The 8,916-nt window shown below is 42.8% G+C and carries 8 protein-coding genes; all 8 read right to left on the reverse strand.

What is annotated here, in order from left to right; all coding sequences use genetic code 11:
* The coding region (locus F6K57_RS32120; RefSeq protein WP_293072116.1) for an N-acetylmuramoyl-L-alanine amidase at positions 1-721 on the reverse strand (721 nt) is incomplete at its 3' end.
* Positions 722-925: 204 nt separating this feature from the next.
* Positions 926-1,234, reverse strand: a complete 309-nt coding sequence (locus F6K57_RS32125) for a hypothetical protein (RefSeq protein WP_075898450.1) — start codon at positions 1,232-1,234, stop codon at positions 926-928.
* Positions 1,235-1,330: 96 nt separating this feature from the next.
* A complete protein-coding gene (locus tag F6K57_RS32130; protein ID WP_293072117.1) occupies positions 1,331-2,815 on the reverse strand; it encodes an aldehyde dehydrogenase family protein in 1,485 nt (494 codons plus the stop codon).
* 335 nt (positions 2,816-3,150) lie between these two features.
* Positions 3,151-3,864 carry a class II aldolase/adducin family protein gene (locus F6K57_RS32135; protein ID WP_293072118.1) on the reverse strand — a complete coding sequence of 238 codons (714 nt, stop codon included), beginning with the start codon at positions 3,862-3,864 and terminating at the stop codon, positions 3,151-3,153.
* Between the two features lie 592 nt (positions 3,865-4,456).
* The gene (locus F6K57_RS32140; RefSeq protein ID WP_293072119.1) at positions 4,457-4,915 is read right to left on the reverse strand and encodes a BON domain-containing protein; all 459 of its coding nucleotides are present in this window, start codon (positions 4,913-4,915) and stop codon (positions 4,457-4,459) included.
* A gap of 211 nt (positions 4,916-5,126) precedes the next feature.
* Positions 5,127-5,801, reverse strand: coding sequence for a fasciclin domain-containing protein (locus F6K57_RS32145; RefSeq protein ID WP_293072120.1), 675 nt, complete (start codon positions 5,799-5,801; stop codon positions 5,127-5,129).
* Between the two features lie 278 nt (positions 5,802-6,079).
* Positions 6,080-7,351, reverse strand: coding sequence for a HAMP domain-containing sensor histidine kinase (locus tag F6K57_RS32150; RefSeq protein ID WP_293017485.1), 1,272 nt, complete (start codon positions 7,349-7,351; stop codon positions 6,080-6,082).
* Between the two features lie 308 nt (positions 7,352-7,659).
* Positions 7,660-8,337 (reverse strand): response regulator transcription factor, encoded by a 678-nt coding sequence (locus F6K57_RS32155; protein ID WP_293017486.1) that lies wholly within the window; start codon positions 8,335-8,337, stop codon positions 7,660-7,662.
* Positions 8,338-8,916: the final 579 nt, after the last annotated feature.

Here is an 8,916-nt window from a genome sequence, read left to right on the forward strand (position 1 = left end):
GATTAATAGTCTGCCATGTGGTCGAGTCACCAATACCAGTTTGGTTAATTCCTACAATAGCTTGAAATGTTTTTATTGCTGCGATAGTCGCCTGACCAAGAGATCCATCTTCTACTAATTGCTGACCAGCAGGACTTTTCATTTTTAAGCGATTAAGAGCTTTTTGTAATTCTAGAACATTATCGTCAGAGGAAGATTTAGTAGTTGGTGGCTCTTGTCCTGTTAATCCTTTAACAATTGCATTAGCTAATACTTCTGGATCGTAGAGTTCCATATCTTTCTGGGAATCACAAAAGCAGCTTTCTATCAGAATTGCTGGCATATTGGTATATCGAAGGACATATAAATGAGAGCCATTTTTAACCTTTCTATTGAAGTAACCCAACTCGACTATTTTTTCTAAAACTGGCTGGGCAATTTTTTTGGCAGTATCACTAATCGCAAATACTTCTACCCCATTAGCTTGACCATTAAACCCATTAAAATGAATTGAAACAAACTGATCAACTCGATTAGCATTGGCAATATTGCACCGTTGCCGCAGCGAGCTGCCCAAAGTACTCGCACTCTTAGGCTTGCATTCAACTACCTGATGTCCCAAGTCTCTCAATTTGGAAATTACTCTAGTTCCCACGTCTCTAGTCATTTCATCTTCTACTCTGATACCTTGAGCTCCTGTATCAGCGCGCAAGTTGTGACCAATATCAATTCCGTATTTCATGAAACCTTCTGAATCTCTCTAATTAGCCCTTTTCTCCAATTCTCTTCTATGTTAGTGGATTTAAGCCAATGGTGCTTAATAAAATTTAATAAACTGCTGCTAAATCGAAAACTCACACTGAACACTTTTGTTTTCTAAATTGATCCGGATCAAGAAATCTTAAAAAATAACGTAAGCTATCAGCTATCAGCTTTCAGCTTTCAGCTAATGGGCTACAGATGGTGCTACTAGATCGGTACTTTTGAATAAGCGATGCAGCTTCGGAACAGGGGGTTTCCCCCACTCGCGCTTTGCATCAAGACAACAGCTAACCATTGGTTTAATCTGAGTTAAGTCACAGGTTAGAACCCTGTTCCACAAAGCTGTTCGCCCAGCGTGAGCCTTTAGCTGACGGCTGACGGCTGACCGCTGACCGCTGACCGCTGAACGCTCAATGCTTACCTGAACTTGAACTTGAAGCTTGAGCACAGCATAAAGTAATGGGTAATAGGAAATTGGCTTACAATTCCCCATTACCCATTAGCTTGTCTTAAATTACCAACTAACTATCCTGTAGCCTTCTTTTTGGCTTGTTGATAGTAAAAACCAGGCTTTGAGATTGGTACAATGCTACAATTTAACCGTAACTGTCTTGACCTCGGTGTATTGCTGCAAGCCATACTCCCCAAGTTCACGACCAATGCCAGACTGCTTGAAACCACCGAAGGGAGCAGCGGCATCAAAAACATCGTAGCAATTCACCCAGACAGTACCAGCACGGACATTGTTTGCGATCGCATGAGCTTTAGTAATATCCTTTGTCCATACAGCTGCGGCTAAGCCATACATAGTATTATTTGCCCGCTGAACCACTTCATCAATATCTTTGAACTTAATAATGCTCATCACTGGTCCAAAGATTTCTTCTTGGGCAATCTTCATCTGATCTTGGACATCAACAAACACTGTCGGTTCGATGAAGTAACCGCGATCGCCAACTCGGCCACCACCACACAACATCTGAGCTCCTTCCTGCTGACCAGACTCAATATAGCCCATCACCTTATTGAACTGTTCGAGATCCACTTGGGGACCCTGTTCTGTGTTGGCATCAAACGGGTCACCAACTGTACGATTTTGTGCCCGTTTCACACACTTGTCTACAAACTCGTCATAGCACTTCTCTTCCACAAACAGCCGCGAACCAGCACAACAGCACTGTCCTTGGTTAAAGAACAGGGCAAAGTGAGCGCCCTCAATGGTTTTATCCATGTCAGCGTCAGCAAAGACAATGTTAGGACTCTTACCACCAAGTTCTAGAGTGACCCGCTTGAGGTTACTCTTAGCTGCAGCTTCCATAATTAGATGCCCTACCTCAGTGGAGCCGGTAAAGGCAACTTTATCGATATCCATATGATGTGAAATCGCAGCCCCAGCGGTTGGTCCATAGCCTGAAAGAAGATTCACCACACCAGGAGGGAAACCTGCTTCGATAATCAGTTCACCGATCCGCAACGCTGATAAAGGAGTCTGTTCCGCCGTTTTCATCACCACGGTGTTACCAGCTGCCAATGCTGGGCCTAACTTCCAAGCTTGCATCAACAGTGGAAAGTTCCAAGGAATAATCTGACCAACCACTCCCACAGGTTCATGGCGCGTGTAGCAGAAGTAGGGTCCGCTGATGGGAATTGTTTTGCCTTGAATCTTATCTGCCCAGCCAGCATAGTACCGATAGCAAGCAATGACTAGAGACAAATCTGCATTAAACGAATCACGATAGGGCTTCCCATTGTCTAGGGTTTCCAGCCGTGCTATTTCTTCCTTGTTTGCTTCGATTAAGTCAGCTAGCTTGTAGAGTAACTCCCCCCGCTGGGTGGCCGACATTTTGGGCCAGTCTCCACTGGTAAAGGCTGTCCTAGCCGCCACTACTGCTTTATCAACGTCTGGGGCATCAGCCTCAGCCACATCACAGATCACCTCTCCTGTAGCAGGGTTAATCGTCTCGAATCGTTTCCCAGAGACGCTCTCTACCCATTCGTTGTTAATCAGCAGCTGAGTTGGGCCGATTTTGACCGTTGGCTGTGGTCTTGTCTTTGGTGTAGGGGCGGTGACCATAATCGTCTTCTGTCGTTAAGTTTATTTTTTATGACATTCTCAATTCTAATGGTGGATTGTCAACTTAAAATTTAACTAAAAATATATATTTTATTAATATTTTATTTACGATTGTTAACTAACTTTCAAGTTTTGCTTAATTTTGTTAACACTATAGCCAGAGTATCCCTAAGTATCCCTATGGTAATATCTATAGGGGCTATGATATTAATGAGGTTGTACACACCTATTTTTTACCTGTTCCCTGTTCCCTATTCCCTATTCCCTAAAATCCAAAACTTGTGTACCTAAGCTATTTGATTATTTGATAAATGCTATAAAATATTACTATCCAATCACCCATTACCAATATTGGGTTGAACTCCATAGGTTTTAAACTTTTCTATAACTATCTGCATTTCTTCCTCACTCAATAATTGAGGTTCTCCATAAATTTTGTTAACGCTGATGATTTTGATATAGATTTGAGCCAAGGTTTCTAGCTCTTGTGCGACTTTCAGAGCGTGCCTTAGATCTTTTCCACAGGCAATCATACCATGATTTTTTAACAAACAGGCAAATGAATTGCCCAGTGCTTTTAGGGCGTTGTTGCTAAGTTCTTGAGTGCCAAAGGTAGCATAATCAGCTACCTTTATACTGCTCCCACCTATCCTAGCAACCATATAATGAAAGCTGGGTATGGGTATACCCATACAAGCCAGTGCTGTAGCATGGATACTATGAGTATGAACAATAGCATTGACATCGGAACGATTCAACAGTATGTCATAGTGAAATCGCCATTCACTGCTGGGTAAATAACGATTATTATCAGCAAAAACAGGTTGTTTGTCTTTGCCGAAGTAAATTTTGCAGATTTTATCAGGAGTTAGGTCTTCGTAGTCTAGTCCACTGGGGGTTATTGCTATTGCCTCACCGATACTGTCTCTAACCCTGACACTCACATTACCACTGGTACCTTGATTGATACCAAGACTGTTCATGCGAAGACAGGTATCAATGATCTGCTGGGCGGTTATGGTTTCAACAGGGATTGACTTGATGATCATACTAAGTTGCACCTGATCCGGGAATTTGGGGACTTTGTCAACAATCCTATCCCCCTTGAGCACCACAAGGATATAGCAATCCTAATTTCTAGGTGAACAATACTTCCCTAGTTCGTTAATTTGAGTTGCGAACTGTCACTGTTGAGGAATCATACAAGATTGCTATAGACACCGATGCACCGATAATCCAACCCTATCTTAATCTGTTTATCAGTATTCTTACCCTTGCTGCAATCAGAATCAATTGCTATGTATAGCCATGGTAATTAATTTATTGACAATAATGGATACTATTCTTCAGGTGCGACCCGTGGCGAATTTAATTCGCCAAGTAAGAGCGCACCTAACCATCTTCCCCCTCCTGCCCCTCTTTCTCCTTTTAACCATCTTCCCCATTTTCCGGCTCTTCCGGTGAACCGCAACTCAAATCGGATTGCTACACCATGAATTAAAGCCGAGAGACACTCAACAACAAAAGTCGCCTACCACTATGGCAAAAGCAATAGGCGACTAACTCCTCTCTATGGATTAGATAATTACATCAATTAGGTAACATTGGCAACAAAGGATTGGTACTTGACCAGATAAGCGATCAGCTGTTTGGCTCTTTGACAGTAGCTTGAACATCCACGCTCTGAACACCTTCAACCTGGATTGCCAAAGGTGCAATCTGACTCAATTGATCATCAGACGATACTTTTCCTGAGATAGTTACCATTCCCTCTGCCGCTTCAACTTCCAACTGGGTATTGGGGAGCTTGGTTTCTAAATTATTAAGTACTAAACTGGCTAGTTGGTCATCTTCATCAAGGTTTTCTAAATTACCCAAGGCTTGATTTGGCTCTTGAGTAGTTCCAAAATTTACCTCGATTTCCTTTCGGGTTTCTTGAACCATGGCATCCCCTTGGTTTCCTTCAGACCGTAAGGTGACTAGTTCTTCATCGTTTTGATCTATAGAGTAGGAGGGTTCATCACTTGTTTTAGCTTCATCGCAAGCAGCAGCACCAAACAGAATCACTCCACCTAGTAAAATTGGCATCAACTTATTCATCTTTAATTTCTCCTTGTTCTCTCCTTGTATTTACTCCAATCGAGTCCGGTTAATCACTTCGTATTCAGGTAAATCGCGACGTGTTAAGTGTTAAGTATTCAGTGAACATTGACACTATTAAATTTCCGAAAAAACCTGAATAATAAGTAGTCAAACGGACGGGATATAATTCCCAAAAACACCAAACTTATTGAGCTGAATTTTCTAAATCTTAATTTGGCATGACTCCTGTTGGTTTTGGTTCCGATTGAGCATGAGATCTTGAGGGCAAAATTACATGGTTAACAACATGCATAATGCCGTTAGTGGCTTCAATATCTGCTTGAGTTACCTGGGCATTGTTGACATTAACATTACCGTCTTCACCCACGTGTACTGTCACCGCTTTTCCAGCCATAGTGATAATTTCTCCCGACTGGATTTCACTGCTAGGAACTGCACCACTTACAACATGATACTTTAGCAGCTTTACCAGTACCTCTTTGTTTTCTGGTTGTAGTAGACTGTCTAAGGTATTTGCTGGCAGTGCAGCAAAAGCGTCATCGGTGGGAGCAAAAACAGTGTAGGGTCCTTCACCTGCCAAGGTTTCCGTTAAGCCCGCTGCCTCAATTGCTTTGACAAGGGTTTGGAATTGATCATTGCTCGCAGCTTGCTCTACAAGGTTACTGGTTGTAGATTCAGTGTCAGCGGTAGCTGGCATTTCTACCTTTTCACCCTCTTGAACGGGTTTGCTCAAGGAATCGGGGGCACTTTCTACCATAGACTCAGTTGCACCATTGACAGGATCTTTAACTGAGTTTTCTGTTTTTTCTTGCGCTATTGCCGGGAAACTGATCAGAGCACTTAATCCCAGAATACCTGTTAGCAATTTAATGGGAGTTTTCATTTAGATCATCTCTCCTGAATGCTAGGTATGGTTGACGCTTTCCAACTAAACGGCTTCATATTTTGATATTATTACCCAAAAGTAAAAAAGTCGGTAAGAAATTTAGAAATTAGGGAGTATAAATTAGGGAGTAGGGAGTAGGGAGTAGGGAGTAGGGAGTAGGGAGTAGGGAGTAGGGAATATGGCCTCAAAAATTATCACAATTAATTCCTACACGGATCTCTATATAATTCTTTATAATTCTTTCAAAAGAAAATCCCAACCTAGAGCCTATATTCCTAAACCAGCGGTAAACGTATCTGAAAGCAGCTACCAACCCCAACCTGAGACGTAAGGGTGATTTTTCCCCCATGACTGTGAGTGATTGCTTGAGCGATCGCAAGTCCCAACCCCGTACCCCTCTCTCGGTGAGAACGAGCTTTATCCGCACGCCAGAAGCGATCAAACACAAACGGCTGATGTTCAGGGGCAATACCAATGCCAGTGTCCTCAATCATGACCAGGGCATAGCGATTCTGTTTGGCAACAGTAAGAACCACTTTTCCTTGAGGGGGTGTGTATTGCAGGGCATTCTCTAACAAGTTGGAAAATAAACGGGTGAGTTGCCCTTCATCCCCAATTACAGAGACTGTTGTCAGGCCGTGATATTCTAAGGTAATCTGCTTATCTTGAGCAAATGATTCTAACAATTCCACCAAATTATGCAAAACTGTATTGAGGGAAATGGGGACTGACTTTCGGGTCGGAATTGACAAGGCTGCATCAGTGCGAGCTAAAAATAGTAAGTCTTCTGCTAAGTGGCTCATCTGGTCTGTAGCGCTAGCAATAGCCACTAACTTCTTAGCATCCTTGGGATGAATGCGCTCAGGATGATTTCGCATCACATCCACAGAGGCTTTAATTGCTGTCAAAGGACTGCGCAATTCATGGGACGCATCAGCAGTAAACTGTTTAAGCTTTTTAAAACTTTTCTCAATCGGCTCAAGAGCTTTCTGGGTCAGCCAAAGTCCACCAATACCAACAAACCCTAGAGCGATCATTCCTCCCATTCCTAATCCCCAAAATAGTTGGCTTTGGACAATTTCTACATCCTCTGTGGATTGACTGGCTCGAATATAGCCCTCTAGGGATGGTTGGCTTGGTTTCGAGGTGTCCTTAAAAACAGAAATTGTAAACGTCCTAATCGGCTCTGATGTCTCAGGGAGTTCTAGAGTCAACGAACCCAGTTTTGGCGGGAAAGTCAATACAATCGCACCTCGCCTTGCCAATAGTTTCCCCTGATCATCAAACCATTCTAAGCTTTGTTTGTCTCGGTTAAAGATATCTCGCCAGGGGACTTCATCAACTTGTTCAATGTATTGACTCCCTTTAACTTCTACTTCAGTAAATGAGGGGGCAGCAGATTGGGCTAAAGTCTGTAGTTTTTTGTCAAGTTGCTGGTATAGACTCTGTGTTAAAAAAACATACACACCCGCACCAAATACACTCAAAATTGCGGCCATTACCATCAGGTAATACAACAAAAGACGCCAGCGCAAACCTTTAAACATCTGGTAATTAGTAATTAGTAATTAGTAATTTTAGTAATTGGTAATCGTTAACTGACCCAACTATACTTGATATCATTCGTTGCTTCACGAATGCCGTCAACTTACCCTACGGGAAGGCCAAAGGCGAACAACCTGCCAACTTTCAACCTACCAACCTTAAACCTGCAACCTACCCTACGGGAACGCCAAAAGCGAACAACCTTGGCCAAAAGGCCACGCGCTTCGCAGCAAAGCGGGACTTCGTCCATCCCGTTCAACCTGCCAACTTTCAACCTGCCAACTTTCAACAGTAACAACTGAATATTGAATTAGGGATTTTCTTTGAGACGATAACCCAAACCATAGACTGTCTCAATCAAATCAGAGGGAGCTCCTGCTGCGTCGAGTTTCTGTCGTAAACCTCGGATATGAGCTTTAACGGTTGCTTCTTCTGGTAGTCGTTCAAAGGACCATAGGTTTTCCAGGATTTGAGCACGGCTAAACACACGGCGAGGATGGCGCAGGAAAAATTCTAGCAGAGCATACTCTTTCGGACTTAGGGACAAGAGACGGTCTTTATAGAAGACTTCACAGGTACTGGGATCAAGGCGGAGGGAATCCCATTCCAGTACAGGTGGTAAGGTAGTATTTCCCCGGCGCAGTAAGGCCCTAATCCTAGCGGACAACTCTCCTAAATCAAAGGGTTTGACTAGATAATCATCTGCACCAGCATCCAGTCCTACAATTTTATCACTGATGGTATCCCGAGCCGTCAGCATTAGAATGGGAGTAAGGTCGCCTTGGGAGCGCAACTTGCGGCAAAGGCTAATACCATCAATCTTTGGCAGCATCACATCTAACAAAATTAAATCATAGCTGAAGCTCTCTACTAGTTCCCTACCCTCTTGACCATCATTGGCAACATCCACGACATAATGCTGGTCGGTGAGGTCTTCAGCAAGGGCGTCGGTAATCCGCTCATCATCTTCTACTAGTAAAATCCTCATCTTCAGTACCTCTAACTCTAAATGATTACCTGACTTTTATCTTTGATTATGACCAATTTTTTGACAACTGTAGAAAAATTTGGGAGTTTTCCATGATACTGGTAAAATGATTGATAGTAAGTCAGGTTAATCAGTTACCAAATAGTGCCGGTATTTTTGGGAATGGCTTATGGGGAATCGTCAACTACAGCATTATTAGTTGATATCTAGAAATCAAACTAATAAAAATAGGGAACTTCGGCTCAGCAAAGTAGCGCTTTTTGATACTGTTTTCGTCAATTATTTTTCCCTTGTCCAAAGTTCTTTTGTCCGCAGTTGCCGACAACTGCGCCCAAGTCTAATTAGTAATTATTCTCAATCATGGCACGACTTACCCAAGGGCACTGGGAGGGTTAGCCGATCAGTACGATTATGATCAAATATGATCAAAGTGTAAAGAATTATTTCGAGCGGGTTCCATGAAACGCATTGTACTGATAGCAGGATTTGAATCCTTCAACGCTGACTTGTACCGCAAAGCTGCTGAGTTAGCTAGCTCCCGCTGTCCGGAACTGGATATTAGAGTATTTAGCGATCGCG

It is taken from the genome of Moorena sp. SIO4A5 (genome assembly GCF_010672005.1).
In the GTDB taxonomy this organism is placed as follows: domain Bacteria; phylum Cyanobacteriota; class Cyanobacteriia; order Cyanobacteriales; family Coleofasciculaceae; genus Moorena.